Raw genomic sequence first — 25831 nt, 5'->3', positions numbered from 1 at the left:
CATACGCCTTGAACTCGCCGAAATACTTCGTGATCGCAGCCGTCAGCGTCGTCTTGCCGTGGTCAACGTGGCCGATCGTCCCCACGTTCACGTGCGGTTTCGTCCGTTCAAACTTTGCCTTTGCCATCTCGCGGGCGCCTCATGCTCTGGGGGGGCCGGAATGCCCCAAGTCAACATCGCGCGCTGCCTATCGGCTGGAGGGGCAAAAATCAAGCGTCAGTTGGACGGTTCGGGTACCGGTGCGGCCGCCGCCGCCGAGGAGGGCTTGATGGCCGCGACCTCGGCCCCGGACTGGGGCGGCAGCTTGGCCCGCGCGGCCACGGCCTCGGGAGTGAACCAGGCCTTGTTCTCGACAAGCCAGGCATTGATCTGCCGCGCGGCATTGGTGCTGAGCGTCGCCATCTGCTCTTCCCGCGTCTTGGTCAGACCGGAACCGACGACGGTGTCGCCGGTGAGACCCTCGAAGACGGTGAACTGCTTCGGCGCGGCGTTGACGGCGCGCCGGGCGGCGTCATCCCAGACGTTGACGGTAATGGCGAGCACCGATTTCGGGCTCAGCACCACCGGCACGCCGGGCACGGCGAGCGCGTAGGCATCGACACCGACGCCGATGTGATAGAGCTTCTCGCCCTGGTAACGCGCGAGCCTTTCGCCGATCGCCGACTTCAGCGCGCCTTCCCATTCTTCGGCGGTGGCCTTGCGCGAGGGGCCGACGGCCTGGGCATTCTTCGCCACCACGACATTGTAGCCGAGCGCGAAGTCGCCGAAGTCCTCCGGCGGCGCGTTCGGGTCCTCCGCGGCACAGGCGGACAGCAGGCTGAGGGCGAGGATGGCGAAGAGGCGGGCAAGGCGCATGGGATCCCCCGGTTCGGGCTCGCCCCCGCCATAGCCGAGCGCGCGGGCCGCGGCAATGGCGACGGCCTTGGCAGCACGGCCTTGGCGACGGACGGCCACCCGCTATATTCGGGAACAGACGGAGTGCGCGATGGACATGCCCGCCCCCTCATCCCAGCCGGTGCAGGTGCCGCTCGCGACGCGGCCCATGGGGGTCATGGACAGCTTCCGCACCGGGCGGCGGAACCTCCTCGAACTCATCCCCGAGATCGCCACCCGTCAGCCCATGGTCTCGGGACGCACGGTGAAGCGCTGGCACATGGTGATGGACCCGGCCGCCAACCGCCGCATCCTGAAGGACCGGCTGGAGGACTATCCGAAGTCCGACGTGACGAAGATGATCCTGCGCCCCGCGATCGGCGAAAGTCTCTTCATCGCGGAAGGCGCGCACTGGCACTGGCAGCGCCGCGCGGCGGCGCCGGCATTTTCCGTCCGCAACGTCCAGGCGCTCGCCCCGGTGATGACTGCCGCGGCGGAGCGCGCCGCCGAACGGGTCGCCGCACGGCGGGGCCGCGCGGCCAACCTCTTCGACGAGATGGTCGCCACGACCTTCGCCGTGATCTCCGACGTCACCTTCTCGGGCGGCAAGGCCTTCGACCGGACCGCGGTGCACGGTGCGATCGATGCCTACATCGCCTCCACCGCGCGGATCTCGCTTCTCGACATCGTCGGCGCGCCGGCCTGGGTGCCACGTCCGGGACGTCTACTCTCCGGCCCGGCGATGCGGTCGATGAAGGCGATGGCCGACCAGGCGATCACCGAGCGTCGCGCGGCGGGACATGCCGGTGTCCCCGACCTTCTCGACCTCCTCCTCGACGGCGAGGACCCCGAGACCGGGCGACGCATGACGACGGCCGAACTCCGGGACAACCTCCTCACCTTCATCGTCGCGGGGCACGAGACCACGGCCCTGACGCTGGCCTGGGCGCTTTACCTCGCGGCCTTCGACCAGGGTGTGCAGGACCGCGCACGGGCCGAGGCGCGGGGCGTACTCGGCGACCGCGCTGCCACCGTCGCGGATCTGCCCGCACTGCCCTACATCCGTCAGATCGTGGACGAGGCGCTGAGGCTCTATCCCCCCGCCGCCTTCCTCTCGCGCACGGCGCGCGCGCCAGACACCCTCTGCGGGCGCGAGGTCCGGCCCGGCGACACGGTGATGCTGCCGATCTACGCGCTTCACCGCAACCACCTCCTCTGGCCCGACCCGCACCGCTTCGACCCCGACCGCTTCGCCGATCCGAAGGCCGTCGACCGCTTCGCCTACCTGCCGTTCGGCGGCGGTCCCCGCATCTGCATCGGCGCCTCCTTCGCGCTGCAGGAGGCGGTGATCGTCCTGGCGACGCTCCTCGCCCGGCTTCGCTTCACACCCGTGCCCGGACGGGAACCGCAGCCCGTCCTCATCCTCACGCTGAGGCCCGAGGGCGGGGTCTGGCTGAATGTCGCCGAGGCTTGAAGGAGCGGAATTTTCCCCCTGACGGGAGTGCCGGGCACCCATACGCTCGGCCCCGTGGTTTCAGTTGAAAGGGGGAAGGCATGAGTCTCATGGGAACGCTCGCCAAGGTCGCCATCGGCATCGCCGTGGCCAAGGGCGTGGGAGCCGTGATCCAAAAGGCGGGCGCGGGCAGCACCGGCGGGACAGCCGGCGGCAGCGGGCCCTTCGGTGGACCGCATTCCCCGGCGGGCGGCGGGCTCGGCGACATGATGGGCGAGGTCCTCGGCGGGCGGTCGCAGCGTGGCACCGCGCCGCAGGACGGGGGCACGGTCCTTGGCGGCGCTGGCGGCGGCATTGGCGATTTCCTGGAGGAACTCGGCGGCCACGCTGGCGGCGGCGCGGGAACTGCGGCTCCCCCAGCGCGTGGCGGCGGGCAGGGCGGCGGGCTCGACGACCTGCTCGGCCAGATGACGGGCGGCCAGGGTGGCGGGCTCGGCGATCTCCTCGGCGGGCTTCTCGGCGGGCTCGCGGGCGGCGCGGCGGGCGGCCCGGCCCAGGGCCAGGGCGGCAGCTTCGGCGAGATCCTGAACCAGTCGTTCGGAAATCGCGGCGAACCCGACGTGCAGCCCAGCCGCGACCAGGACGCGGCAGCGGCGCTGATGCTGAAGGCAATGATCCAGGCGGCGAAGTCCGATGGCCGGATCGACGCCGCGGAAGAGCGGAAGCTCCTCGGCAACCTCGGGGACGTGTCGCCGGCCGAACGGCGGTTCGTCGAGACGGAACTGCGCGGGCCCATCGACGTTCAGGGCCTGGCCCGCCAGGTGCCGCGCGGACTGGAGCAGCAGTTCTACACGATGTCGGTCATGGCCATCGACCTCGACAACCGGAACGAGGCGGAATACCTCAACCGGTTCGCGAGCGCGCTCGGGCTCGACCGCGGGCAGGTGAACCGGATTCATGCAAGGCTCGGGGTACCGGCGCTCTATTCCTGAGCCCGGCGGTCGGGGGATCGGCCGCACGACCTGCCGGCGTGCGCCACGGCTTGTTTCCTACTGTTTCTGTCGGATACTCGTTGACGCCGGCAGGCGGCTGCCTTAAGCCTCGACGGCGTAACAGGACCGGAGACGACCGATGAACGATTTCCCGAAGGGCCCCCGCCCGGTGACCCCGCGCGGCTGGGTCTCGCTGACACTTGCCGGGACAGCGATCGGCCTTGCCGTCGCGGGCCCCGCGGCGGCCGACACACCCCTGGACGGGCCCGAGAGGCTCTGGCTCGCACAGGGGACCGAAGCGGGCGAGGGAGGTGAAGCGGGCGAGGCAGGGACCGAGGCCTCCGGCGACGAGGTGGTCGACCTCTTGAAGGATCTCGGCCTCATCGAGGGCCACCTGCGCGCCGGGGTCGCCCTTTACCGCGCGGGACTCGCTGATCAGGCCGCGCACCACATGAAGCACCCCCAGGACGAGATCTACGACGAGCTCAGCTTTCACCTCGCGGATTTCGGTGCCGAAGGTTTCGCCGAGGAACTGACCGCTCTCGCCACCGCGGTCGAGAGCGGTCAGCCCGTCGAGGCGGTCGATGCCGCGCTCGCCGAGGTGCTGAAGGCGATTGCCGGGGCCCGCGGCCATGCAAATGCCAGCGATGCCGAAGGGGCCCGCGCCATGGTGGCGATCCTGCGCCAGGCGGCCGACGAATACGGCGACGGCGTGAAGGATGGCGGCGTGACCGAACTGCAGGAATACCAGGATGCCTGGGGCTTCCTGGAAGCGGTGCGCGACCAGGCCGCGCACATGGCGGGCGAAGAGGACGCCGCCAAGAAGACCTTCGGCGAGAAGACGCTCGCGGCGCTCGACACTGCGCGGGAGGCGCTGCCCGACGTCTCGCCCGAGGGCCGGACGCTGGGCGATGCTTCCGCGCTCCACGCCGCCGTCGCCACGGTCGAACTCGCTGCCTACCAGCTCAGGTAGCCCCCGATGTTCCTTGCCATAGACGGCATCCTCACCGCCCCCGAGGCGGCGGCCCTGCGCGGGGCCGCCGAGACGCTCGACTTCGCCGACGGGCGCGCGACGGCGGGCCGGATCGCGCGCGAGATAAAGGCGAACGATCAGGCCGTGGCCTCGCCCGCGCTGGACGCGATCCGGGCCAAGGTCACGGCGGCGCTGATGGCGCATCCGGTCTTTGCCGCCGCGGCGCGACCCAGGGCGATGACGCCCCTCATCCTGTCGCGCTACCGCGAGGGGCAGACCTACGGGACGCATGTCGACGACGCGTTGATGCAGGGCCTGCGCACGGACCTTTCGTTCACGCTTTTCCTCAGCGAGTCCGAAAGCTACGACGGCGGCGCGCTCGTGATCGCCGACACGGCCGAGGAGCGGGCCTTCCGGCTCGCCCCTGGCGCGCTGCTCCTCTATCCCTCGACGACGCTTCACCGGGTGGAACGGGTCACACGCGGCACGCGGCTCTGCCTTGTCGGCTGGGTCCAGAGCTGGATCCGCGACGCCGGCCAGCGCGAGATCCTCTTCGACCTCGACCGTGCCATCGCCGACCTCCTTGCCCGGGAAGGCAAGACCCCCCTGCTCGACACGCTGACAAAGACGCGGTCGAACCTTATCCGGATGTGGGCGGCCTGAGCCGGTCCGGGCTATCCAGGCGGGCGGCGGAGGGCACATCTACCGCCGCCTTTCGGTCCCGGCCGGCCCCGACTGATTCCATACACCGTAAGATTCCTGTTGACTCGACTTACGGCGTATGGTTAACACTAGGCCATCCTTACACCGTAAGGATAATGCTTGACGAAACCCGCTTGCAGGAGATCATCATGGCCCGCCTTCTGATCGCCGCCGCCCTGACCGCCTTCGCCCTTCCCGCGGCCGCCTCACCCGAGAGCGATGCCGCCAGGTCCGACATCGAGGCCACGCTCGGCGGCCTGCCGACATTCATTTCGCAGATCGCCGACAGCGCGCTGCCCGGCCTCTGGCAGCAGACCAAGGCGCTGGAGTTTTCCACCGACACGGCGCTCGACCCCAAGACCAAGGCGCTGATCTCGCTTGGCGTCTCGGCGCAGATCCCCTGCACCTACTGCATCTGGATGGATACCAATTCGGCCCGACAGGCCGGCGCCAGCGATCAGGAGATTGCCGAGGCCGTTGCGATCGCCGGCATGACCCGCAACTGGTCGACGATCTTCAACGGCCTTCAGGTCGATCTCGCCACCTTCCAGGCCGAGCTTGGCGGTAACTGACGCCCCCGACCCCGTGCGCGGCCCGGCCCGCCCTCCGAGTGGGCCGGACCTGCCCTTTGACCTTGTGCACCGGGGTGGGCTCCGCGTAACTGCCCCCATGACGACAGCCAAACGAAAACGCCGGGCGCTCAGCGCCGACCGCATCGCCGCCGAGGCGATGGCGCTTGTCGATGAGGGCGGCATCGACGCGCTGAGCTTCCGCTCGCTTGCCGCCCGACTGAAGTGCCAGGCGATGAGCCTGTACCACTACTACCCGTCCAAACAGCACCTGATCGACGCGCTGGTGTCGATCTGCCTGGCTGAGACACCGGTTCCAGGACCCGACCTCGTATTTCGCGCGCGGCTGCACGAATTCTGCCTGCGCTACCGCGCCACGGCGTTGCGCCACCCGGGCTTTGCCCAGATCCTGACGACCCACCGGCTGAACCATCGCGACGGCCTCGCGTGGCTTGATGCCTGCGTGCGGATGTTCGACCAGCCCGGATGCCGGCTGACGAAAGAACGAACGGCGACGCTCTTCCGCGTCCTGAGCTATTTCATCACCGGCGCCGCGGTGGACGAGGCGCTCGGCTACGCCAAGGGGCCGAGCGCGGCCGTACCGGTGCCGGCCGACGAGGCGAAACGCGACTTCCCGGCGATCCTCGGGATCGGCGCGTATTTCGGCAAGGAGAACCACCTGGGGTTCTACGAGGAAGGGCTCGCGGTCATCCTCGACTGGATCGAGGCCGAGATTGCGGCGGCCTGACGCCGGGCTCAGCCGAACCGGTTGTCGCGCGGGAAGCCGTGCGGCGGGGCCTTGCCGACGCCGGCGCGGCGCGCGATCCAGTCGGCCATGTCCTCGGTCCGCGTGTTGCCGTTGGGCAGGCCCCAGGAAAGACCCCTGGCCTTCTCGAAGGTGGTGAGGTCCGAGAGCCCTCCGTCGAGCTCCAGAACCCCCTGCCGCCCGCGCGCGACCCCGTATTTCTGCAGCCGCACGCCCTTGCCGCGCGTCATCTCCGGGAGTTCGTCGAGCGGGAAGGCAAGCAGCTTGCGGTTCTTCGACACCACCGCAACGTGATCGCCAGCGATCGGCCTGCAGATCGCCATCCGCGCCGCACCGGAAAGGTTCATCACCTGCTTGCCCGCACGCGTCTGCGCCACGACCTCGTCGGCGGGAACCACGAATCCCTCGCCCGCGGTGGAGGCGACGATGAACTTCTGACCCGGCCGGTAGAGGATGAGATCGACGATCTCGGCCTCATTCGGCAGGTCGACCATGAGCCGCAGCGGCTCACCCATTCCGCGCCCGCCGGGAAGGTTCGCACCGAGAAGGGTGTAGAACCGCCCGTTCGAGCCGGCGACGAGGATACGGTCGGTCGTCTCGGCGCGAAACACAAAGCGACCCTCGTCGCCGTCGCGGAACTTGACCTCCGCCTCCTTCGGCTGGTGGCCCTTCATCGCGCGGATCCAGCCCATCTTCGAACAGATGACCGTAATCGGCTCGCGCAGCGTCATCGCCTCCAGCGGCACCTCCTCGGCCTCCGCGGCCTCGGCGAAGCCGGTGCGGCGGGCGCCGCCGGGCGCGTCCTTGCCGAACTGCTTCTGGATATCCCGAAGCTCCCCTGCGATCTTCTTCCACTGGAGCGCGTCCGAGCCGAGAAGGTCGTCAAGCTCCGCGCGTTCGCGCATTAGCGCGTCCTGTTCGCGCAGCAGCTCCATCTCCTCGAGCTTGCGCAAGCTGCGCAGGCGCATGTTGAGGATCGCCTCGACCTGCACCTCGGAAAGCCCGTCCTCGGTATGGGGCAGCGACAGCGGCGAGACATAGTCCTTTTCCGAAGTCGCGCGGGCCTGCCTGCGGCCCCAGTCCTCGGCCATCAGCGCCGCCTTCGGGTCGGCGTCATAGCGGATGATGTCGATCACCCGGTCGAGGTTCAGGAAGGCGGTGACGAAACCTTCGAGCACTTCCAGCCGGTGGTCGATCTTCTCCATCCGGTGCCGCGAGCGGCGCACCAGCACCTCGCGCCGGTGGTCGAGGAAGGCGCGCAGCACCTCCTTGAGGGAGCAGACCTTCGGCACGCGGCCATCGACCAGCACGTTCATGTTGAGCGAGAAGCGCGTTTCCAGATCGGAGTTGCGGAAGAGCATCCCCATCAGCATCTCGGGATCGACATTGCGCGAGCGCGGCTCCAGCACGATGCGGATGTCGTCGGCACTCTCGTCGCGCACATCGGCCAGAAGCGGGACCTTCTTCGTCTCGATGATTTCGGCCAGCCGCTCGATCAGCTTGGACTTCTGGACCTGGAAGGGGATTTCGGTCACGACGATCTGCCAGGCGCCGCGGCCCTGATCCTCCACCGCCCAGCGCGCGCGTGTGCGGAAGCTGCCGCGCCCGGTGCGGTAGGCTTCGAGGATGCTCTCGCGCGGCTCGACGATGACGCCGCCCGTCGGGAAATCCGGTCCCGGCACATGCGCTAGGAGCGCCGCGTCGTCGGCGTTCGGGGCCTTGATGAGGTGGAGGCAGGCGTCGATCAGTTCGTGCAGGTTGTGCGGCGGGACGTTCGTCGCCATGCCGACCGCGATGCCCGAAGACCCGTTGGCCAGAAGGTTCGGGAAGGCCGCCGGCAGGACCTCCGGCTCGGTGAGGGTGCCGTCGTAGTTCGGGCGGAAATCGACCGCGTTCTCGCCGAGCCCCTCCATCAGCGCCTCGGCAGCCGCGGTGAGCCGCGCCTCGGTGTAGCGCGAGGCGGCCGGCCCGTCGCCGTCGATGTTGCCGTAGTTGCCCTGCCCGTCCACCAGCGGATAGCGCATGTTGAAGTCCTGCGCGAGCCGCGCCATCGCGTCGTAGATCGCGGCGTCGCCGTGGGGGTGGTAGTTCCCCATCACGTCGCCGGAGATCTTGGCGGACTTGCGGAAGCCCCCGGTGGGCGAAAGCTTCAACTCGCGCATCGCATAGAGGATGCGCCGGTGCACCGGCTTCAGCCCGTCGCGCGCATCCGGCAACGCCCTGTGCATGATAGTGGAAAGCGCATAGGTCAGGTAGCGCTCGCCGATCGCGCGCGACAAGGGTTCGGAGACGGTCGCAGGGACGATCTGGTGGTCGTTCGGCTCTTCGGTCATGGATATGGTGTAATTCGCGCGGGCTTTGCGGTCCAGCCGGAAATCCCGCACCGGGGAAGACCGGCGCCCGTTTCCCCTTCACGATGCAGTCGGGGGTGGGTAGCGGGGGCCTGCCGTCGGGCAGCGCAAGGTGTGCCGGGGACGGGTGTGCCGGGGGGCGAATGTACAGGCTCGCGATCTTCCTTCTGGCGGTGATCCTGCTCTTCCGCGCCGGGATCCACGAAGTAGCCCCGCTTGCCGAAACCGAACCGTGGCGCACGCGGCGGGCCGGTCCGTCGCAAGCCTACCCCGAACGCGCCGCCCCGGATCGCGGCGAGATGGCCCGCGCCTCGGGCCAAGCTGGCGGCTGGCGCGGGGTCGGGACGCAGGACGGCAGCATGTCGGGCTACGTCGCGGCAGGGCTCGCGACCTCGGGCGACTAGGCCGTTGCCAGCGCCTGCGAAACCTCATAGCCAGCGGAGGCGGTTTGCGGGGCGGGAGGCGCATGGCACGCAGCATTCTCATCACCGGCTCGTCCTCGGGCATCGGCTATGACGCGGCCCACGGCCTCGCCCTGGCGGGCTGGCGCGTCTTCGCCACCTGCCGGAAGGAGGCGGATTGCGAAAGGCTCCGCGCCGAGGGGATGGAGAGCTTCCGGCTCGACCTGAACGATACGGCCAGCATCGCCGGGGCACTCGCCGAGGCGCTGACGCGCACCGGTGGGACGCTCGACGCCGTCTTCAACAACGGCGCCTTCGCCTGCCCCGGCGCGGTGGAGGACCTGCCCACCGACGCCCTTCGCGCGATCTTCGAGACGAACCTCTTCGGCCAGCACGAACTCATCCGCAGGGTGATCCCGGTGATGCGGGCGCAGGGGCATGGAAGGATCGTCAACTGCTCCTCGGTCCTCGGCCTCGTGCCCCTGCACTGGCGCGGCGCCTATGTGGCCACGAAATACGCGATGGAGGGGCTGACCGACGTGCTCCGCCTCGAAATGGCCGACACACCGATACGGGTGGTCCTGATCGAACCGGGGCCGGTCACCTCGCGAATCCGGGCGAACTCGATCCCGCATTTCGAACGCTGGATCGACTGGCAGGCCTCTCCCCGGGCGGAGCAGTACCGCACGCGCCTCCTCAAGCGGCTCTACGAGGCGCGCGGGCCGGACCGGTTCGAACTGCCGCCCGCCGCGGTGACGGCCAAGCTCCGCCGCGCGCTGGAAAGCGCGAACCCGGCGCCGCGCTATTTCGTCACGACGCCCACCTATCTCATGAACCTCGCCCGCCGGCTCATGCCCACTCGCGCACTCGACTGGCTGATCGCGCGGGGGTGATCCGCCCGGCGCTGGCGCCGGAACGTCCGGCGGAGTAGAAGGATCGCACCAAGGAGGACCCCATGACGCGCGATCCCCTCTTCCTCATCGCCGCGATAGCCTGCTTCGCGGTGCTGGTCATCCTGATGATCGGCATCGGCGGCTTCGCCAGGGGCGGCGACTTCAACCGGAAACACGCCAACCGGATCATGCGCTACCGGATCATCGGCCAGGCGGTGGCAATCGCGCTCATCCTACTTTTCGTGGCCCTGCGCGGGCGGGGGGGCCTCTGATGGTCGTGCTCAACCGTATCTACACCCGCACCGGCGACCGGGGCGAAACCGCGCTCGTCGACGGCACGCGAGTCGCGAAATACAACCCGCGGGTCGAGGCCTACGGCACGGTGGACGAGACGAACTCCGTCATCGGCATGGCGCGCCTTCATGCCGGGGGCGATCTGGATGCCGCGCTCGCGCGAATCCAGAACGATCTCTTCGACCTTGGCGCCGATCTCGGGCGCCCCGCGATGGAGAAGGACGCCGAAGCTGGCTATCCGGTGTTGCGCGTCGTGGCGTCGCAGGTCGCGCGGCTGGAATCCGAGATCGACGCGATGAACGCCGCGCTGGCGCCATTGAGGAGTTTCGTGCTGCCCGGCGGCTCGGCGTTGTCTGCACATCTCCACCTCGCCCGCACCGTGTCGCGCCGGGCGGAGCGACTGGCGGTGGAACTCGCGGCCGGGGAAAGCGTGAACCCCGAGGCGATCCGATACCTGAACCGGCTGAGCGATTGGTTCTTCGTGGCCGCGCGTGTGGCCAACGACAACGGTCGCGCCGACGTGCTCTGGGTTCCCGGCGCGAACCGGTAGAGCCTGCGGGCGCTAACAGGGCAAACGTGGCGTCCCGACGACAGGCCATGTCGATTTTGCACTGTTGTCGCCGCGCCAGAATCGCTAAGGGTCGGGCCGAGAACGACTGGCGGGCCCCGGCGGGGCCGGCCTCCGGACAAGGGAGTTTGGCCGCAGATGAAGATCCTGGTGCCTGTGAAGCGGGTGATCGACTACAACGTGAAGGTTCGCGTCAAGGCGGACGGGAGCGGGGTCGATCTTGCGAATGTGAAGATGTCGATGAACCCCTTCGACGAGATCGCGGTCGAGGAGGCGATCCGGCTGAAGGAGAAGGGTGCGGCCGAAGAGATCGTGGTGGTCTCGGTGGGCGTGAAGCAGGCGCAGGAGACGCTCAGGACGGCGCTCGCCATGGGCGCGGACCGGGCGATCCTGATCGAGGCGGCGCAGGACGTGCACCAGGACATCGAGCCGCTCGCGGTCGCGAAGCTTCTCAAGGCCGTGGTCGACGAGGAGAAGCCCGGGCTGGTGCTCTGCGGCAAGCAGGCGATCGACAACGACATGAACGCGACCGGGCAGATGCTGGCGGCGCTTCTCGGCTGGAGCCAGGCGACCTTCGCTTCGGAGCTTGCGGTGGCGGGCGATCATGCGGTCGTGACCCGCGAGGTCGACGGCGGGTTGCAGACGATCCGGGTGAAGATGCCCGCCGTCGTGACGGTGGACCTCAGGCTGAACGAGCCGCGCTATGCATCGCTGCCGAACATCATGAAGGCGAAGAAGAAGCCGCTGGAGGAGAAGACGGCCGCCGACTACGGCGTGGACGTGACGCCGCGGCTGCAGGTGGTGAAGACGGTCGAGCCCGCGGGCCGCAAGGCCGGGGTGAAGGTGGGCTCGGTAGACGAGCTGATCCAGAAACTGAAAGACGAAGCGGGGGTGATCTGATGGCCGTTCTTCTTCTGGGTGAAGTGACCGACGGGCACCTTTCGGTCGACGCGACGGCGAAGGCCCTGACGGCGGCAAAGGCGATGGGGCCGGTGACGGTGTTGTGCGCCGGCGCGCGGGCGGCGGAGGCGGCGGCCGCGGCGGCGACGCTCGACGGGGTGACGAAGGTGCTCTGCGCCGAGGACCCCGCGCTCGGCCACCGGCTGGCGGAATCGACCGCGGCGCTCGTCGTGGGTCTCGCGGACGGATATAGCCACATCGTCGCCCCGGCGACGACGGACGCCAAGAACGTGCTGCCGCGGGTGGCCGCACTTCTCGACGTGATGGTGATCTCGGATGTGTCGGGCGTCGTCGATGGCGAGACCTTCGAGCGGCCGATCTATGCCGGCAACGCGATCCAGACGGTGAAGTCGACGGACAAGATCAAGGTGGTCTCGGTCCGGACCTCGACCTTCGAGCCGGCGGGCACGGGCGGTAAGGCACCGGTCGAGACCATCGCCGCCGCCGCGAACCCGGGCCTTTCGGAATGGGTCGAGGACAAGGTCGCAGCCTCCGACCGGCCGGAACTGACGAGCGCGAGGATCGTCGTCTCGGGCGGCCGCGGCGTCGGCAGCGCGGAGAACTTCGCGATCATCGAGGCGCTGGCCGACAAGCTTGGCGCCGCCGTTGGCGCCTCCCGCGCGGCGGTCGACAGTGGCTTCGCGCCGAACGACTGGCAGGTCGGCCAGACCGGCAAGGTGGTGGCGCCGGACCTCTATGTCGCCGTAGGCATCTCGGGCGCGATCCAGCACCTCGCCGGCATGAAGGACAGCAAGGTCATCGTCGCCATCAACAAGGATGAGGAGGCCCCGATCTTCCAGGTCGCCGACTACGGCCTCGTCGCCGACCTCTTCGCCGCCGTGCCGGAGCTCAAGGACAAGCTCTGAGAGCCGGCCACGGGCCGACGCCAAGACGCAGAGGAAAGGCCCCGCCCCGGCGGGGCCTTTTCCGTCAGAGGAGCGGCCGCACCGCCGGGACGAGCGCCGAGGCGATTTCCTCGTGGACCTTCGGCCCCGGCATTGCGGCTGCCACCGGTGCGTCGAGCGCGCCGAAGGACATGCCATCGGTCCCCGCTGCGAGTGCCCCGGCGGAGGGCGTAACACGGACGAGATCGCTCGCGAGGGGTCGGATCGCGGCGACCATCCCGGCATCGACGAACAGCGGCTCGTGTCCGAGCCCGTCGGCCTGCCCCTGCGGGTCGGCCCCGGCGACGCCGGCGATCCAAAGGAGCACGCAGCGGCCGTCGATCTTCTGGAGAAGGTTGCGCATCCGCGCCACCCAGGCTGCCTTCAGCTCCTCCTCGACGAGGGCGAACTTTTCGGCCGAGCGTTCGCGCAGCACCGAGAGCATGTGGCGGGTGAAGTGGAACTCGGTAAAGTCCACCTCGCGGAAGATCGTCTTCATCAGCGTCGATGCGCGGAGGAACCGGTCGTTGCGGCGCGGATGGACGGCGTAGAAACGGTTGGAGAGGTTCTGCGCCCCCATGAGCTGGATCACCGTCACCCGCGCGTGCTTGCAGGCGTGGATGACGACCGGTTCGCCCGCGAAGACATCGGCGCCGGCGTTCATGCAGCCGAAGTTGACGACCGGCAGGCCGAGTGCCGTCTCCACCAGCGCCGGATAGGGATCGGGGACGAACTTGCCGTAGGTCTCCGTCCCGCCGATCGCGGCCACATAGGCCCCTTCGAGCCGGCGCCGGGGCCCTCGAAACAGGAGCTTCGACTGCCCGTAGCGGCAGGGAAAATAGTCAAGGGCTGCTTCGCCCGCATATTCGTAGGCCATAGGCTCCCACCTTCAGTTTTCGACTCACCCGCATCCAAGCTGGGCGGGACATCTTGCGAAACGGATAAGGCGGCAATTTTACCCGTCCGCCGCTCCCGGTTCCGGGTTGCGCGTGAGCCGGGGCGATGCCATTGCTCGCGCTGGAGAATGACGGCCAAGGCCGGCAACAGCGAAAGGGTCGGAGATGGAGATCACCTCGGTCGGAATCGTCGGTGCGGGCCAGATGGGCAACGGCATCGCCCATGTCTTCGCGCTTGCCGGTTATGACGTGCTTCTCACCGACGTCTCACAAGAGGCGCTCGACAAGGCGCTTGCGCTGATTGACCGGAACCTGGAGCGGCAGGCCGCGCGCGGCAAGATATCGGCCGAGGACAGGGCGGCCGCCCTCGGGCGAATCCGCACGACCCAGAAGTTGGCGGACCTCGGCGGCTGCGACCTCATCATCGAAGCCGCGACCGAGCGCGAAACGGTCAAGCAGGCGATCTTCGCGGAAGTGCTGCCGCACCTGAAGCCCTCGACCATTCTCGCCACCAATACCTCGTCGATTTCCATCACCCGGCTGGCAAGGGGCACCGACAGGCCGGAGCGGTTCATCGGCCTGCATTTCATGAACCCGGTGCCGGTGATGCAACTGGTCGAGATCATCCGCGGCATTGCCACCGACGGGGCGACCTATGAGGCAATGCTGAAGGTCGTCGAGCGCATCGGCAAGACCGCGGCCTCGGCCGAGGATTTCCCGGCCTTCATCGTCAACCGCATCCTGATGCCGATGATCAACGAGGCGGTGTATGCACTTTACGAAGGCGTGGGCAACGTGAAGTCGATCGACGAGTCGATGAAGCTCGGCGCCAATCACCCGATGGGGCCTCTGGAGCTTGCCGACTTCATCGGGCTCGACACCTGCCTTGCGATCATGAACGTCCTGCACGAGGGCCTGGCGGATACGAAGTACCGGCCCTGCCCGCTGCTGACGAAGTACGTCGAGGCCGGCTGGCTCGGCCGCAAGACCGGGCGGGGCTTTTATGACTACCGTGGCGAGACGCCGGTGCCGACGCGCTGAGGCGCCTCAGTCCCGCAGGTCGAGCGTCATCTGCCTGAGCCAGGCCAGAAGGGCGCGCGGGTCGGCAGCGCGGGCGCGGATGTCCTCGGGCCCGATCGGGTGGCCGATGACCGGAGCCTGAGGCTTGTTCAGCGCCTTGTATATCTCGTGCAGGAGCAGGCCTTGCCGCAAGGTCGCGGCGACCTTGTCGGCCACATGGTAAAGCCGCGTGTTCTGGCCGGGAAAGTAGATCGGCAAGACGGTCGCGCCCGAGCGGCTGACCATCTTCGCGGTGAAGGGATTCCAGTCGGGCTCGATCACCGGGCCGAAGTAGCTCCGCGAGGTTGCCACCTTGCCGGCCGGGAACAGGATCACGACGCCGCCCCGCTTCAGGTGCGCCATGCAGATCGCCCGCATCTCCAGGCTCTGTTCGCGCGCGTTCGCTTCGTGCGGGAAGGGCACCGGAAGCATGTTCTCCTCGATCTCGGGGATTCCGGTCAGCAGCGAGCGGGTGAGAATCTTGTAATCGGTCCGCACGCGGCCGATGAGTTCGCCCATGACGAGCCCGTCCACAAGACCGTGCGGGTGGTTCGCCACAACGACCAGAGGCCCCTCGGCCGGGATTCGGGCGATCTGCTCTTCGGGCGTGAGGATATCGATCCCCATGGTCTTCACCGCCTTGGTGAAGAACGGCTGGCCCCAGGGAACGCCGGTACTTTCGAACTGCCGGATGAGACGCAGGAGCGTGATCTTGCCCGTCATCCACTCGATGGTGCGGATGGTCCCTGCCTTCACCGGGTTGCGGAAGGTGCCGGCATAGGACAGGCGCCGCATCTCGTAGGGCGGCGACACCCGACCCGAAGTAGCGCTCTCGTCTCCGTCAGGCAGTATCCCGGCGCCCTCCCTTTCAAATACCGGCACGTCAGTAGTCTTCGCCGAAGCGCCGCGCCACCAGCGTTTCGAGCGCATTGGCCAGCTTTTCCGCCTCGGCCCCGCTCGTCGTGACGTCGATCACGGTGCCCTTCGAGGCCCCGAGCATCAGGAGCCCCATGATCGAATCCCCCGAGACCCGCATCCCGTCGCGGACGACCTCGGCCGAGGCGTCGTGCGCCTCAACCACCTCGACGAAACGCGCGGAGGCGCGGGCGTGGAGTCCCTTTTCGTTGACGATCTTCAAGGATCGCGTGGTCATTGGTTGCCCTGTCCGGAGCCTGCGTAACTATTGATGTACTTGCGCCCCGCGTCGAGTGCGGAGGACGCCGCCTCCGGCACCGGAAGATGGCGGGATTTTGCGAGTTTGATGAGCATGGGCAGGTTGGCGCCGAAAAGAATGCGCCGGTCATCGCTCTCGCAGGCGCAAAGCGACAGGTTGGAGGGCGAGCCGCCGAACATGTCGGTCACCACCACGACGCCGTCACCGGTATCGACGGCATCGGCGGCGTCGCGGATCTCAGCCTGCTTGGCGGCGCGGTCGTGGTCCTCTTCGATCGCGATGGCGCGGATTCCCTTCTGCGGACCCACGACATGTTCGACCGCGGAGAGATACTCCCGCGCCAAACCGCCATGTGCGACGATCACGATTCCGATCACGCCCCGCTACCTTGCACCAATCCGGGCGCCCCACCCGCCCGTCGTTCCAGTTCCCGGTGCCTCTTAGACACCTGCCAGCCAGCCTCCGCAAGCGCCTTGGCCATCTTTTCCGCCACGGCAACCGACCGGTGTTGCCCGCCGGTACAGCCGAAACCGATGGCGAGGTGGCTCTTGCCCTCCTCGACATGGGCGGGCAGCAGGAGCAGGAGAAGGTCGCGGGTGCGGGTGAAGAAGGCGTCGAATCGCGGGTCGGCCTCCACGTAGTGCGCGACCTCGGCGTCGCGGCCGTCGAGCGGACGCAGGCGCGCGTCCCAGTGGGGATTCATCAGGAAGCGGCAGTCGAACATCATGTCGAGCCCGCGCGGCACCCCGCGCTTGTAGGAAAAGCTGTGGACCGAGACGGCAAGACCGTGGCCCGCGCCCTGCCCGAACCAGCGCCCGATCTCCGCCTTCAGGTCGTGCGGACTGAGCTCGGAGGTGTCGATCAGAACGTCGGCCCGCACGCGGATCGGCGCGAGAAGATCCATCTCGGCCGCGATCCCCGCGGCCGGCGTGTCGACACCGGTGAGCGGATGGCGCCGGCGCGTCTCGCCGTAGCGGCGCAGCAGTTCCTCGGCCCTGCAGTCGAGGTAGAGAACCTCCAGCGCGACCTCCGGGATGCGTGTCAGCCGGTCGATGAGTTCGATGAGCGCGGTGGCGGAGAAGTCGCGGTTCCTGACGTCGATACCGAGCGCCACGGGCCGCGAGAGCGGCGGGCCGTCGAGGAGGCGCGGAATGAGACTGAAGGGCAGGTTGTCGATCACTTCGTAGCCGAGATCTTCGAGCGCATGGATCGTTGTCGAGCGCCCCGCCCCCGAGGGGCCGGTCACGAGGACGACGCGCTGGCCGCCCTGTCCGTCCGGTTCCTGCGCCCTCTGCACCCCAGTTTCCGTCATTCTGCCCGACCCGCTTTCAGATATTGCAGGATCGCCGCGGAAAAATGGGCGCTCTCGATCCTGTGAAGAAGCGGCAGGGCGACGCCGAGCAGGACATGGCGCCGCAAGGGCGGCAGACGGTCGGTCTCCGCCTGGTCGAGATCGACGACGAGCGCGAGGCGCGCGGCGGCAACCGCATCGGCGGCGAGGATGCCGACGCCGCGCGCCTCGATGAGCCCGCGGATCCGCGCCGGCGCCGCCGCGATCAGCTTGGCGCCCTCGGCCACCACTGCCGTCCGGTCGTCGCTGACGAGATCGCAGCCTAAGGCCATCAGTTGCAGCGCCAGCGCCGACTTGCCGCTCCCTGCGGCCCCGAGGATCAGGACGGCGCGGCCGGACAAGGCGACGCAACTCGCATGAAGGACGAGGGGCCGCCGCTCCTCGCCGCGCCCCGCGCTCACACCGGAAGGCCCACGACGAAGCGGGCGCCGAGCGGTTCGGAGGTGATGTCGGCATCGGTGGGGCGGATATTCTCGGCCCAGATGACGCCGCCATGGGCCTCCACGATCTGCTTGGAGATCGCAAGCCCGAGCCCCGAATGCTCGCCGAACTGGCCCGGCGGCCGTTCGGAATAGAACCGCTTGAAGATCTTCGTCAGCGCCTGGTCGGGAATGCCGGGGCCGGTATCCTCGACCACGACGAGCACGCGGTTCTCGCGCTTGCGCGCCCAGACCCTGACCGCGTCGCCTTCCTGGCAGAACGAGATCGCGTTGGTGATCAGGTTCACGAAGACCTGCGCCAGCCGGCCTTCGAGGCCGGTGATCACGATCGGTTCGGGCGGCAGGTCAGCGATGAAGTCGACGCCCTTTCCCTTCGCCTCATGGCCGAGATACTCCGAGAGGTTCGTGAGCATCTTCACGAGGTTGAAGGTTTCCTCCTCCTCCTTCACAAGCTCGCTGTCGAGCCGCGAGGCGTTGGAGATGTCGCTGACCAGCCTGTCGAGCCGGCGCACGTCATGGTCGATCACGTCGAGAAGCTTCTCGCGCTGCTCCTCCTTCTTGATCATGCGGAGCGAACCCACGGCGGAGCGGAGCGAGGCGAGCGGGTTCTTGATCTCGTGCGCCACGTCGGCCGCGAACTGTTCGTTCGACTCGATCCGCTCGTAGAGGGCCGCAACCATGCCGCGCATGGCCCCCGAGAGCCGCCCGATCTCGTCGGGGCGCGCGGTCAGGTCGGGGATGCGCACGCGGTTCGGCGACATCTTTCGGGCGTTCTTGTCGCGGCCAAGCTCGGCCGCCGCCGCGAGGTCGGAGAGCGGGTTGGCGATCGTCGAGGCAAGAACGAGGCTGAGGCCGATCGACACGATGATCGCGATGACGAACATCTGCAGGACCTGCTCGCGTTCCACCCGCACGAGCTGGTCGATCTCGCCCGCAACCGAGGTGATGGCCGCGACGCCGATCACCTGCCCGTCGTGCCGGATCGGCGTTGCCACGGTGAAGAGAGCATCGCCCGCCACGTCGCGCCCGGTGCGGATCTGGGTTTCGCCGGCAAGCGCCGAGGGCACCAGATCGCGCGCGAGACGCTCTCCGCCAAGGACGGGGTTCTGGGCGCTCTGCGGCGCGAGAAGGCTCGCGATGGTTTCCCAGATCGAGTTGAGGATGTCGGTGATGAGCGTGGAGCGGTGATCGAGCTGCAGGCCTGTCACACTCTCGCGCTCTGGCCGCTCCATCCCGACGGTCGACACCACGAGGTTTTCCTGGGTGTCGAAGACGTAGAGCTCTGCCCCGTCGGGCAGTTCGATGCCGCGCGCGACAGCATGCGCATCGATCCCGGCGCCGGTGGCGAGGTTGACCTGTGCGTTTTGAGGGGCCTGCGCCTCGAACACGTCGGCCACCAGTTGCGCCTCGGCGACAAGTCCGCTTTCGCGCTGCAGGACGAGACTGTCGCGGAACGGGTTGAGGTAGAGGACGCCCGCGACAAGTACGATCATCGCCATCAGGTTGAAGGTGATGATCTTCCGCGCCAGGGGCGAGCGGTTCAGGGAAATGAATCCCCGCCGCTCGCGTCCGGCCTTCAGCTCGGATTCCACGAACCCATCCGGCGCGGTCCAGTCCTCGCCCAGGACCACATCCGCCCGGCGAGCCTCAGTTCGGTCGCGCAAGTCGATCCTCGACGCCAGTGTCATTCTTCGTTGTAGCGATACCCGATACCATAGAGGGTTTCGATCGCCGAGAAATCGTCGTCGACGGTGCGCATCTTCTTTCTCAGCCGCTTGATATGGCTGTCGATGGTGCGGTCGTCGACATAGACCTGATCGTCGTAGGCCACGTCCATAAGCTGGTCGCGGCTCTTCACGAAGCCGGGACGCTGGGCGAGCGCCTGCAGAAGAAGGAATTCGGTGACGGTCAGCGCGACGTCCTTGCCCTTCCACATCACCGAATGGCGCAAGGGGTCCATCGTCAGCGAGCCGCGCACCATGACCTTGGTTTCCTCGGTCGTCGCGACCTCTCCCGTCGCGATGGCCTCCTGCCGGCGCAGGAGCGCACGTATGCGCTCGACCAGGAGCCGCTGCGAGAAGGGCTTCTTCACATAGTCGTCCGCCCCCATCCGGAGCCCGAGCACCTCGTCGATCTCGTCATCCTTCGAGGTCAGGAAGATGACCGGCATCGAGGTCTTCTGGCGCAGGCGCTGCAGAAGCTCCATCCCGTCCATGCGCGGCATCTTGATATCCAGCACCGCCATGTCCGGCAGGCGCTTGGTGAAGGCGTCGAGCGCGGCCTGGCCATCGTTGTAGGTCTCGACCTCGTACCCTTCCGCTTCGAGCGTCATGGATACGGAGGTCAGGATGTTCCGGTCGTCATCGACGAGTGCGATCCTCGACATGTGGGCTTCCTCGTTCTGCTCTCGTTTGTCTTTATTTTCCCGGCATTGTCCATTTTCCGCGAGCCGGAAGCAACTGCTATGTGCGAATCGGACCCGCTGGCCGAATCAGATCGCGCGAAAAAACCGAAGCTTTGACTAATTTGTCTCACTGCGCCCCATCGTTCACGTTTCAACGCCCGGTCGCGCAATTTGATTGCGCTAACCCGCCGATGGTGGCGCTAACCGAAACAAAGCCTTCTATTCCAAGCTTCTGAGCGCATGATATAGCGGCCTCACCACCCCCGTTCCGGGGAGGGTGGCCGGCGTCCCGGATCTCCGGGACGTTATCCTTTGAACCTGAGGTAAGCCGCACGCCGCGGCGACGGGAGCATGAACATGACCAATGGACGGGTGAACCCCACGCATCGCTTGGAGGATCAGGGCATCGCGGGGCTCGGCAGCGTCTATTACAACCTCATCGAACCCGCGCTGATCGAAGCGGCAGTCCGCCGCGACGAGGGCAGGCTGGGCCTCGGGGGCACGTTCCTCGTTTCTACCGGCAAGCACACGGGGAGGTCGCCCAAGGACAAGTTCGTCGTTCGCACGCCGTCCGTAGAGGACTCGATCTGGTGGGAGAACAACAAGCCGATGGATCCGGCGACGTTCGACGCCCTCCATGCCGACATGCTCGCCCACATGAAGGGCAAGGACTACTTCGTTCAGGACCTCTACGCCGGAGCCGATCCCGAGCACCGGCTCGACGTGCGGGTGGTGGCCGAACTCGCCTGGCACGGTCTCTTCATCCGCCACCTCCTGCGCCGACCGGCGCGCGCGGAGCTCGACAGCTTCGTTCCCGAGTTCACGATCATCAACTGCCCCTCCTTCAGGGCTGACCCCGAGCGCCACGGCTGCCGGTCGGAGACCGTCATCGCGCTCAACTTCGAGAAGAAGCTGATCCTCATCGGCAACACCGCCTACGCGGGCGAGAACAAGAAGGCGGTGTTCACGCTTCTCAACTATATCCTGCCCGGCAAGGGCGTGATGGCGATGCACTGCTCGGCCAACCACGCCATCGACAATCCGGGGGATACCGCCGTCTTCTTCGGCCTGTCCGGCACGGGCAAGACGACGCTCTCGGCCGATCCCTCGCGCACGCTCATCGGCGACGACGAGCATGGCTGGTCGGACAAGGGCACCTTCAACTTCGAGGGCGGCTGCTACGCCAAGACGATCAACCTGTCGGCCGAGGCGGAGCCGGAGATCTACGCGACTTGCTTCAAGTTCGGCACCGTGGTCGAGAACATGGTCTACGACGCCGAAACGCTGGCGCTGGACTTCCACGACAATTCGATCACCGACAACATGCGCTGCGCCTATCCGCTCGATGTCATCTCCAACGCTTCGGAGACGTCGCTCGGCGGGCAGCCGCGGAACGTGATCATGCTGACCTGCGATGCCTATGGCGTACTGCCGCCGATCGCGCGGCTGACGCCGGCGCAGGCGATGTATCACTTCCTGTCGGGCTTCACCTCCAAGACGCCGGGGACGGAAGTCGGCGTGACCGAGCCGATCCCGACCTTCTCGACCTGCTTCGGCGCACCCTTCATGCCGCGCCGGCCGGAGGTCTACGGCAAGCTCCTGCAGGAGAAGATCAAGCAGACCGGCGCGACCTGCTGGCTCGTCAACACCGGCTGGACGGGCGGCGCCTTCGGCAAGGGCTCGCGGATGCCCATCAAGTCCACCCGCATCCTGCTGGCTGCGGCGCTCGACGGATCGCTCGCTGGCGCGAAATTCCGCAAGGACCCGAACTTCGGCTTCGAGGTGCCGGTCTCGGTGCCCGACGTGGCCGACGTGCTGCTCGATCCGCGGCGGACCTGGGAGGACGAGGCGGCCTATGACGTTCAGGCCAAGAAGCTTGTCCAGATGTTCGCCGACAACTTCGCCCAGTACGTGCCCCACATCGACGCCGACGTGCGCGCGGCGGCGATCGGCTGAGGCCGGGACAGGTCCAGGAAAGGCAAGGGGCCGCCTTCGGGCGGCCCTTCCGATTCAGAAGGCGAGCGCCCGTCGCACCAGGTTGAACCCGGTCAGCACGAGGAGGACCAGCGTCCAGCGGCGCAAGCGCACCGCATCGAGCCGGTCCTGCAGCCGGAACCCGGCCCAGAGACCGATCATCGCTGGCACGACCATCGCCGCCGAAAGCGGCAGGGTCGCGCCATTGAGCACGCCGGAGGTCAGGTGCGCCACCGTCAGCGACACCGCCCCGATCAGGAAGACGACGCCCTGAACCCGCACGGTTTCCGCCTTTCCCGCCCCGATGGACAGCAGGTAGACGATCAGCGGCGGACCCCAGATGCCGGAAATCCCGCCATAGAGCCCGCCGATGACGCCCAGAACCGTCTCGACCCGCGCCCGGTGCTCGATCCGGATGGCGAGGCTGCGGCCTGCGAGTTGCCAAAGGGCGAAGAGGAGGATCGGCCCGCCGAGGAGGAGGTACATCACCGCCTGGGGAATCGCCGTCACGAACTGCGCCGAGAGAACGAGGAAGACGACGACCATGGCAATGTGGCGACGGTAGGCGACCGTGCTCTCCCAGGCGGCCCGCCAGCCCTGGCGGAAGGCCTGGGCGATGTTGGTGAAGAGCGTCGGAAGGATCAGGAGCGCGAGGGCCACTTCCGCCGGCAGGAACGAGCCGAAGGCGGACATCATGATCATCGGCATTGCGAAGCCCACCGCGCCCTTCACGAAGCCTGCGACGAGCGTCACCGCCGTCGCCATCCCGATCTGCCAGAGGTCCAGCCCGAACATCCCGTCCCCTTCCCGCCACCGCTCATATCCGGTTCGCCGGACAGGCGGCAGGGTGAATATGCCGGCGACACATTCGTTCCGCTGCAATGCCGGAAACGAATTAATATTGCGCTGCAACTGCGAAGTGGCTAGGACGGTGCGACCGCAGAACGAGGAGCCGATTCATGGCGCATGACGGGGCCGAAATGCCGAAGACCGCGATCCTTCCGGAGCTTCTTTCGCTGGCCGAGGCGGCGCTGTCGCCCGTCAAGGCACTTCTGGCCGGGGCGCAGGCAGGTCTGCGGAGGGCCGTGGACACCGGCGGCAAGGTCTCCGGCGCGGAACTGGAGGCGCGGCAATTCGAGGCCCACGCGCTCTCCTGGCTCGCGACCTACGTCGAATCGCTCCGTCAGCTCCGCGCCTGGGCGGGCCGGATCGCGGAGGCGGGCAGCTTCGGCGAGATGGAGAGCCTGATCCTGCAGATCGGCTTCGGCGAATACCTCGCCCAGATCGCCGGGGGCATTCCCATGAGCCAGGGCGAGGTGGCGCGGCTGGCCGACCTCGGGCTCTCGTGGACGCCCGAGGGTGCCGCGGCGACACTCATCGCCAAAGGCAACACGCCCGCGGCGCGTGCCCGCCTCGTCGCGCTGATGCGCCAGAACCACGGGCGCGCGACCTTCGGCGCGACCGGCCTCGATGGCGATCTGGAGATGATCCGCGACCAGTTCCGCCGCTACGCCGAGGCGCGCGTCGTGCCCCATGCGCACGACTGGCACCTGAAGGACGAACTCATCCCGATGGAGGTGATCCGCGAACTGGCGGAACTCGGCGTCTTCGGCCTGACGATCCCGGAGGAATTCGGCGGACTCGGCCTTTCCAAGGCGTCGATGGTCGTCGTGTCCGAGGAGCTGAGCCGCGGCTATATCGGCGTCGGCAGCCTCGGGACACGCAGCGAGATCGCGGCCGAGCTGATCCTTTGCGGCGGCACGCCGGAGCAGAAGGCGCAGTGGCTGCCGAAACTGGCGTCCGGGGAAATCCTGCCGACGGCCGTCTTCACGGAGCCGAACACGGGCTCCGACCTCGGCTCCTTGCGCACCCGCGCGATAAGGGTTGGCGATGACTGGGAGATTACCGGCAACAAGACCTGGATCACCCATGCCGCCCGCACCCATGTTATGACCCTTCTGGCGCGCACCGACCCGGCGACGACAGACTATCGCGGCCTGTCGATGTTCCTCGCCGAAAAGACCCCCGGCACGGATGAGGCCCCCTTCCCCACCTCCGGCATGACCGGAGGCGAGATCGGGGTTCTGGGCTACCGGGGCATGAAGGAATACGAACTGGGCTTCGACGGCTTCCGGGTGAAGGGCGAAAACCTCCTTGGCGGGGTCGAAGGCCAGGGCTTCAAGCAGTTGATGCAGACCTTCGAGAGCGCCCGCATCCAGACTGCCGCCCGCGCCATCGGCGTGGCACAGTCGGCGCTGGAGGCCGGCATGAAATACGCCGAGGACCGCAAGCAGTTCGGCAAGAGCCTGATCGAGTTTCCCCGTGTAGCCGGCAAGCTCGCCATGATGGCGGTGGAAATCATGATCGCCCGGCAGCTGACCTACCACTCGGCATGGCAGAAGGACCACGAGCACCGCTGCGACCTGGAAGCCGGGATGGCGAAGCTTCTCGGTGCCCGTGTCGCCTGGGCGGCGGCAGACAACGCGCTGCAGATCCACGGCGGCAACGGGTTCGCGCTGGAATACCGGATCAGCCGCATCCTCTGCGATGCGCGCATCCTCAACATCTTCGAAGGTGCGGCGGAGATTCAGGCGCAGGTGATCGCGCGGCGTCTTCTCGACGGCGCGAACTGACGCGGGGGCGGATTGGCCGGCAGGTCGGCCTGTGGCATCCTTGGCCCCGGATGGAGGCGCGCGATGTCACAAGACTCCCCGGTTCTCGTCACCGGCGCCAGCGGCTTTCTGGCCAAGCACATCGTTCTCGCGCTGCTGCGCGGAGGCCGGGCGGTTCGGGCATCGCTGCGCGATCCGGCACGGGCGGCCGAGGTCCGGCAGGCGGTGCTGCCGCATCTGCCGGCGGGGGCCGAGCGCGGTCTGTCCTTCGTGACGCTCGACCTGACCCGGAACGAGGGCTGGCGGGAGGCCATGGCCGGCGCCGCGGCGCTGATCCACACCGCCTCGCCCTTCCCGATCGCCCGGCCGAAGGACACGGAGGCGGTGACCCGTGCCGCTGTAGGGGGCACCCGGCGCGCTTGATGCCGCGGCGGCGTCCGGCGTCGGCCGGGCGATCCTTACCTCATCGACCGTCGCGGTCATCGGCCGGTGGCGCGAAGGGCATGTCCATACCGAGGCGGACTGGGCCGACGCGGACGGCCCGCCCGCGAGCACCTATGCGCGATCGAAGGTCATGGCCGAGCGCACGGCCTGGGAGATCGCGGGGCGCGAGGGGCTCGCGCTCACCGCGATCAACCCGGCCTTCATCCTCGGGCCACCGCTCGACAGCCACTTCGGCACCTCGATCGGACTCGTCCGGCGCGTCCTGAAGGGGCGCGACCCGCTGGTGCCACGGCTGGGCTTTCCCGTCGTCGACGTGCGCGACGTGGCCCTTGCGCATCTTCGCGCGCTCGCCATGCCGGAAACGGCCGGCGAGCGCTTCATCGCCGCCGCGGGTTCGTTATGGTTGACGGACTGGGGGCGCATCCTCAAGCGGCGCTGGCCGGACCGGCGGATGCCGACCCGCGCCGCGCCAAAACCGCTCCTCAGGCTCCTCGCGCTCTTCGACCGGGAAATCCGCGCCTCCCTGCCGGGCGTCGGCTACCGCGAAGAGGTCTCGGCCGACAAGGCGCGAAGCCTTCTCGGCATCGACTTCATCACGCCCGATCGAGCGCTTGTCGCCGCGGCGGAGGTGCTAGTGGCGCGCGGGCTGGCCTGAGCGCAGGCACCGGGCGCGCCAATCCGACGGTCGGACGCCATCACGACCTGACGGGGCGCGGACGCGCGCCGGGGCGGTCCCCGCCACCCGGAGTCCGACCCGCCCCCGCCCACCCCCCGACGACACGGCCCGCCGCCCCCCCG

29 protein-coding genes are annotated in these 25831 nt (G+C 67.9%); 17 read left to right on the top strand and 12 right to left on the bottom strand.

Features of this window, described 5'->3' with window-relative positions:
- On the bottom strand, positions 1–127 hold a 127-nt coding region (locus ACMUOO_RS01065), incomplete at its 3' end, for a GTP-binding protein (protein ID WP_413854725.1).
- A gap of 89 nt (positions 128–216) precedes the next feature.
- Positions 217–954: a hypothetical protein gene (locus tag ACMUOO_RS01060; RefSeq protein WP_301917718.1), complete on the bottom strand. Its 738-nt coding sequence runs from the start codon at positions 952–954 to the stop codon at positions 217–219.
- Between the two features lie 31 nt (positions 955–985).
- Between ACMUOO_RS01060 and ACMUOO_RS01055 the strand changes: the two genes are divergently transcribed.
- The 6 genes from ACMUOO_RS01055 to ACMUOO_RS01030 all read left to right on the top strand — a co-directional run bounded on the left by ACMUOO_RS01055 (position 986) and on the right by ACMUOO_RS01030 (position 6310).
- Complete coding sequence (locus ACMUOO_RS01055) at positions 986–2347, top strand: cytochrome P450 (RefSeq protein ID WP_301917719.1); 1362 nt, start codon at positions 986–988, stop codon at positions 2345–2347.
- Between the two features lie 80 nt (positions 2348–2427).
- Entirely contained in the window at positions 2428–3318 is an 891-nt protein-coding gene (locus tag ACMUOO_RS01050) for a tellurite resistance TerB family protein (RefSeq protein ID WP_301917720.1), read from the top strand.
- Positions 3319–3457: 139 nt separating this feature from the next.
- A complete protein-coding gene (locus tag ACMUOO_RS01045; RefSeq protein WP_301917721.1) occupies positions 3458–4291 on the top strand; it encodes a hypothetical protein in 834 nt (277 codons plus the stop codon).
- A 6-nt stretch (positions 4292–4297) separates the two neighbouring features.
- Positions 4298–4954: a Fe2+-dependent dioxygenase gene (locus ACMUOO_RS01040; RefSeq protein ID WP_301917722.1), complete on the top strand. Its 657-nt coding sequence runs from the start codon at positions 4298–4300 to the stop codon at positions 4952–4954.
- A gap of 188 nt (positions 4955–5142) precedes the next feature.
- Positions 5143–5565: a carboxymuconolactone decarboxylase family protein gene (locus tag ACMUOO_RS01035; protein ID WP_301917723.1), complete on the top strand. Its 423-nt coding sequence runs from the start codon at positions 5143–5145 to the stop codon at positions 5563–5565.
- A gap of 97 nt (positions 5566–5662) precedes the next feature.
- Entirely contained in the window at positions 5663–6310 is a 648-nt protein-coding gene (locus ACMUOO_RS01030) for a TetR/AcrR family transcriptional regulator (RefSeq protein ID WP_301917724.1), read from the top strand.
- Positions 6311–6318: 8 nt separating this feature from the next.
- Here ACMUOO_RS01030 and ACMUOO_RS01025 read toward each other — a convergent pair whose 3' ends face one another.
- Complete coding sequence (locus tag ACMUOO_RS01025; RefSeq protein WP_301917725.1) at positions 6319–8661, bottom strand: DNA topoisomerase IV subunit A; 2343 nt, start codon at positions 8659–8661, stop codon at positions 6319–6321.
- A gap of 161 nt (positions 8662–8822) precedes the next feature.
- On the opposite strand from ACMUOO_RS01025, the gene ACMUOO_RS01020 reads away from it, so the two are divergent.
- From ACMUOO_RS01020 to ACMUOO_RS00995, 6 genes are all read left to right on the top strand, one after another.
- Positions 8823–9083: a hypothetical protein gene (locus tag ACMUOO_RS01020; RefSeq protein WP_301917726.1), complete on the top strand. Its 261-nt coding sequence runs from the start codon at positions 8823–8825 to the stop codon at positions 9081–9083.
- A gap of 62 nt (positions 9084–9145) precedes the next feature.
- Entirely contained in the window at positions 9146–9973 is an 828-nt protein-coding gene (locus ACMUOO_RS01015) for an SDR family NAD(P)-dependent oxidoreductase (protein ID WP_301917727.1), read from the top strand.
- Positions 9974–10035: 62 nt separating this feature from the next.
- Positions 10036–10245, top strand: coding sequence for a twin transmembrane helix small protein (locus ACMUOO_RS01010; protein WP_301917728.1), 210 nt, complete (start codon positions 10036–10038; stop codon positions 10243–10245).
- The gene (locus ACMUOO_RS01005; protein WP_301917729.1) at positions 10245–10817 is read left to right on the top strand and encodes a cob(I)yrinic acid a,c-diamide adenosyltransferase; all 573 of its coding nucleotides are present in this window, start codon (positions 10245–10247) and stop codon (positions 10815–10817) included. Before ACMUOO_RS01010 ends, ACMUOO_RS01005 begins: the two co-directional genes overlap by 1 nt.
- Before the next feature lie 156 nt (positions 10818–10973).
- The gene (locus tag ACMUOO_RS01000; RefSeq protein WP_301917730.1) at positions 10974–11735 is read left to right on the top strand and encodes an electron transfer flavoprotein subunit beta/FixA family protein; all 762 of its coding nucleotides are present in this window, start codon (positions 10974–10976) and stop codon (positions 11733–11735) included.
- Complete coding sequence (locus ACMUOO_RS00995; RefSeq protein WP_301917731.1) at positions 11735–12661, top strand: electron transfer flavoprotein subunit alpha/FixB family protein; 927 nt, start codon at positions 11735–11737, stop codon at positions 12659–12661. Before ACMUOO_RS01000 ends, ACMUOO_RS00995 begins: the two co-directional genes overlap by 1 nt.
- Positions 12662–12725: 64 nt before the next feature.
- Here ACMUOO_RS00995 and ACMUOO_RS00990 read toward each other — a convergent pair whose 3' ends face one another.
- Positions 12726–13556, bottom strand: a complete 831-nt coding sequence (locus tag ACMUOO_RS00990) for a DUF6473 family protein (RefSeq protein ID WP_301917732.1) — start codon at positions 13554–13556, stop codon at positions 12726–12728.
- A gap of 184 nt (positions 13557–13740) precedes the next feature.
- Here ACMUOO_RS00990 and ACMUOO_RS00985 point away from each other — a divergent pair, with 184 nt between their 5' ends.
- Entirely contained in the window at positions 13741–14616 is an 876-nt protein-coding gene (locus tag ACMUOO_RS00985) for a 3-hydroxybutyryl-CoA dehydrogenase (protein WP_301917733.1), read from the top strand.
- 6 nt (positions 14617–14622) lie between these two features.
- On the opposite strand, the gene ACMUOO_RS00980 is transcribed toward ACMUOO_RS00985, so the two are convergent.
- From ACMUOO_RS00980 to ACMUOO_RS00950, 7 genes are all read right to left on the bottom strand, one after another.
- Positions 14623–15429 (bottom strand): lysophospholipid acyltransferase family protein, encoded by an 807-nt coding sequence (locus tag ACMUOO_RS00980; protein WP_301917846.1) that lies wholly within the window; start codon positions 15427–15429, stop codon positions 14623–14625.
- Between the two features lie 88 nt (positions 15430–15517).
- Positions 15518–15787 (bottom strand): HPr family phosphocarrier protein, encoded by a 270-nt coding sequence (locus ACMUOO_RS00975; protein ID WP_301917734.1) that lies wholly within the window; start codon positions 15785–15787, stop codon positions 15518–15520.
- Positions 15784–16185, bottom strand: coding sequence for a PTS sugar transporter subunit IIA (locus ACMUOO_RS00970; RefSeq protein WP_413854716.1), 402 nt, complete (start codon positions 16183–16185; stop codon positions 15784–15786). The genes ACMUOO_RS00975 and ACMUOO_RS00970 overlap by 4 nt, the downstream gene beginning before the upstream one ends.
- Positions 16182–17120, bottom strand: coding sequence for an RNase adapter RapZ (gene rapZ / locus ACMUOO_RS00965; RefSeq protein ID WP_301917736.1), 939 nt, complete (start codon positions 17118–17120; stop codon positions 16182–16184). The genes ACMUOO_RS00970 and rapZ overlap by 4 nt, the downstream gene beginning before the upstream one ends.
- Positions 17117–17560, bottom strand: a complete 444-nt coding sequence (locus ACMUOO_RS00960) for an HPr kinase/phosphorylase (RefSeq protein ID WP_301917737.1) — start codon at positions 17558–17560, stop codon at positions 17117–17119. Before ACMUOO_RS00960 ends, rapZ begins: the two co-directional genes overlap by 4 nt.
- Positions 17557–19287 carry a sensor histidine kinase gene (locus ACMUOO_RS00955; protein ID WP_301917738.1) on the bottom strand — a complete coding sequence of 577 codons (1731 nt, stop codon included), beginning with the start codon at positions 19285–19287 and terminating at the stop codon, positions 17557–17559. Before ACMUOO_RS00955 ends, ACMUOO_RS00960 begins: the two co-directional genes overlap by 4 nt.
- On the bottom strand, positions 19284–19985 hold the full coding sequence (locus ACMUOO_RS00950) for a response regulator transcription factor (RefSeq protein ID WP_301917739.1): 702 nt from the start codon (positions 19983–19985) through the stop codon (positions 19284–19286). The genes ACMUOO_RS00955 and ACMUOO_RS00950 overlap by 4 nt, the downstream gene beginning before the upstream one ends.
- Positions 19986–20360: 375 nt before the next feature.
- Between ACMUOO_RS00950 and ACMUOO_RS00945 the strand changes: the two genes are divergently transcribed.
- Positions 20361–21959: a phosphoenolpyruvate carboxykinase gene (locus tag ACMUOO_RS00945; protein ID WP_301917740.1), complete on the top strand. Its 1599-nt coding sequence runs from the start codon at positions 20361–20363 to the stop codon at positions 21957–21959.
- A gap of 54 nt (positions 21960–22013) precedes the next feature.
- On the opposite strand, the gene ACMUOO_RS00940 is transcribed toward ACMUOO_RS00945, so the two are convergent.
- Complete coding sequence (locus tag ACMUOO_RS00940; protein ID WP_301917741.1) at positions 22014–22772, bottom strand: sulfite exporter TauE/SafE family protein; 759 nt, start codon at positions 22770–22772, stop codon at positions 22014–22016.
- A 164-nt stretch (positions 22773–22936) separates the two neighbouring features.
- On the opposite strand from ACMUOO_RS00940, the gene ACMUOO_RS00935 reads away from it, so the two are divergent.
- The 3 genes from ACMUOO_RS00935 (at position 22937) to ACMUOO_RS00925 (ending at position 25688) form a co-directional block, all read left to right on the top strand.
- A complete protein-coding gene (locus ACMUOO_RS00935; RefSeq protein ID WP_301917742.1) occupies positions 22937–24610 on the top strand; it encodes an acyl-CoA dehydrogenase family protein in 1674 nt (557 codons plus the stop codon).
- A gap of 63 nt (positions 24611–24673) precedes the next feature.
- Positions 24674–25012 carry an NAD-dependent epimerase/dehydratase family protein gene (locus ACMUOO_RS00930; protein ID WP_301917743.1) on the top strand — a complete coding sequence of 113 codons (339 nt, stop codon included), beginning with the start codon at positions 24674–24676 and terminating at the stop codon, positions 25010–25012.
- A gap of 31 nt (positions 25013–25043) precedes the next feature.
- Positions 25044–25688, top strand: a complete 645-nt coding sequence (locus ACMUOO_RS00925; protein WP_301917847.1) for an NAD-dependent epimerase/dehydratase family protein — start codon at positions 25044–25046, stop codon at positions 25686–25688.
- The last annotated feature ends 143 nt before the right edge of the window (positions 25689–25831 follow it).

It is taken from the genome of Albidovulum sp. (assembly GCF_041919395.1).
GTDB lineage: Bacteria > Pseudomonadota > Alphaproteobacteria > Rhodobacterales > Rhodobacteraceae > Albidovulum.
Note: the sequence above shows the minus strand (reverse complement) of the source record. Positions and strands in the feature narration are given on the sequence as shown.

What these genes read in the sequence shown, in the direction of transcription:
- ACMUOO_RS00950 (WP_301917739.1), bottom strand. Translation starts at nt 19,985, where the DNA reads ATGTCGAGGATCGCACTCGTCGATGACGACCGGAACATCCTGACCTCC.
- ACMUOO_RS00995 (WP_301917731.1), top strand. Translation starts at nt 11,735, where the DNA reads ATGGCCGTTCTTCTTCTGGGTGAAGTGACCGACGGGCACCTTTCGGTC.
- ACMUOO_RS01055 (WP_301917719.1), top strand. Translation starts at nt 986, where the DNA reads ATGGACATGCCCGCCCCCTCATCCCAGCCGGTGCAGGTGCCGCTCGCG.
- ACMUOO_RS00940 (WP_301917741.1), bottom strand. Translation starts at nt 22,772, where the DNA reads ATGTTCGGGCTGGACCTCTGGCAGATCGGGATGGCGACGGCGGTGACG.
- ACMUOO_RS01040 (WP_301917722.1), top strand. Translation starts at nt 4,298, where the DNA reads ATGTTCCTTGCCATAGACGGCATCCTCACCGCCCCCGAGGCGGCGGCC.
- ACMUOO_RS00930 (WP_301917743.1), top strand. Translation starts at nt 24,674, where the DNA reads ATGTCACAAGACTCCCCGGTTCTCGTCACCGGCGCCAGCGGCTTTCTG.
- rapZ (WP_301917736.1), bottom strand. Translation starts at nt 17,120, where the DNA reads ATGACGGAAACTGGGGTGCAGAGGGCGCAGGAACCGGACGGACAGGGC.
- ACMUOO_RS00945 (WP_301917740.1), top strand. Translation starts at nt 20,361, where the DNA reads ATGACCAATGGACGGGTGAACCCCACGCATCGCTTGGAGGATCAGGGC.
- ACMUOO_RS01010 (WP_301917728.1), top strand. Translation starts at nt 10,036, where the DNA reads ATGACGCGCGATCCCCTCTTCCTCATCGCCGCGATAGCCTGCTTCGCG.
- ACMUOO_RS01035 (WP_301917723.1), top strand. Translation starts at nt 5,143, where the DNA reads ATGGCCCGCCTTCTGATCGCCGCCGCCCTGACCGCCTTCGCCCTTCCC.
- ACMUOO_RS00975 (WP_301917734.1), bottom strand. Translation starts at nt 15,787, where the DNA reads ATGACCACGCGATCCTTGAAGATCGTCAACGAAAAGGGACTCCACGCC.
- ACMUOO_RS00990 (WP_301917732.1), bottom strand. Translation starts at nt 13,556, where the DNA reads ATGGCCTACGAATATGCGGGCGAAGCAGCCCTTGACTATTTTCCCTGC.
- ACMUOO_RS00980 (WP_301917846.1), bottom strand. Translation starts at nt 15,429, where the DNA reads ATGCGGCGCCTGTCCTATGCCGGCACCTTCCGCAACCCGGTGAAGGCA.
- ACMUOO_RS00935 (WP_301917742.1), top strand. Translation starts at nt 22,937, where the DNA reads ATGGCGCATGACGGGGCCGAAATGCCGAAGACCGCGATCCTTCCGGAG.
- ACMUOO_RS01015 (WP_301917727.1), top strand. Translation starts at nt 9,146, where the DNA reads ATGGCACGCAGCATTCTCATCACCGGCTCGTCCTCGGGCATCGGCTAT.
- ACMUOO_RS01005 (WP_301917729.1), top strand. Translation starts at nt 10,245, where the DNA reads ATGGTCGTGCTCAACCGTATCTACACCCGCACCGGCGACCGGGGCGAA.
- ACMUOO_RS00955 (WP_301917738.1), bottom strand. Translation starts at nt 19,287, where the DNA reads ATGACACTGGCGTCGAGGATCGACTTGCGCGACCGAACTGAGGCTCGC.
- ACMUOO_RS01000 (WP_301917730.1), top strand. Translation starts at nt 10,974, where the DNA reads ATGAAGATCCTGGTGCCTGTGAAGCGGGTGATCGACTACAACGTGAAG.
- ACMUOO_RS01030 (WP_301917724.1), top strand. Translation starts at nt 5,663, where the DNA reads ATGACGACAGCCAAACGAAAACGCCGGGCGCTCAGCGCCGACCGCATC.
- ACMUOO_RS01045 (WP_301917721.1), top strand. Translation starts at nt 3,458, where the DNA reads ATGAACGATTTCCCGAAGGGCCCCCGCCCGGTGACCCCGCGCGGCTGG.
- ACMUOO_RS01020 (WP_301917726.1), top strand. Translation starts at nt 8,823, where the DNA reads ATGTACAGGCTCGCGATCTTCCTTCTGGCGGTGATCCTGCTCTTCCGC.
- ACMUOO_RS00985 (WP_301917733.1), top strand. Translation starts at nt 13,741, where the DNA reads ATGGAGATCACCTCGGTCGGAATCGTCGGTGCGGGCCAGATGGGCAAC.
- ACMUOO_RS01050 (WP_301917720.1), top strand. Translation starts at nt 2,428, where the DNA reads ATGAGTCTCATGGGAACGCTCGCCAAGGTCGCCATCGGCATCGCCGTG.
- ACMUOO_RS01025 (WP_301917725.1), bottom strand. Translation starts at nt 8,661, where the DNA reads ATGACCGAAGAGCCGAACGACCACCAGATCGTCCCTGCGACCGTCTCC.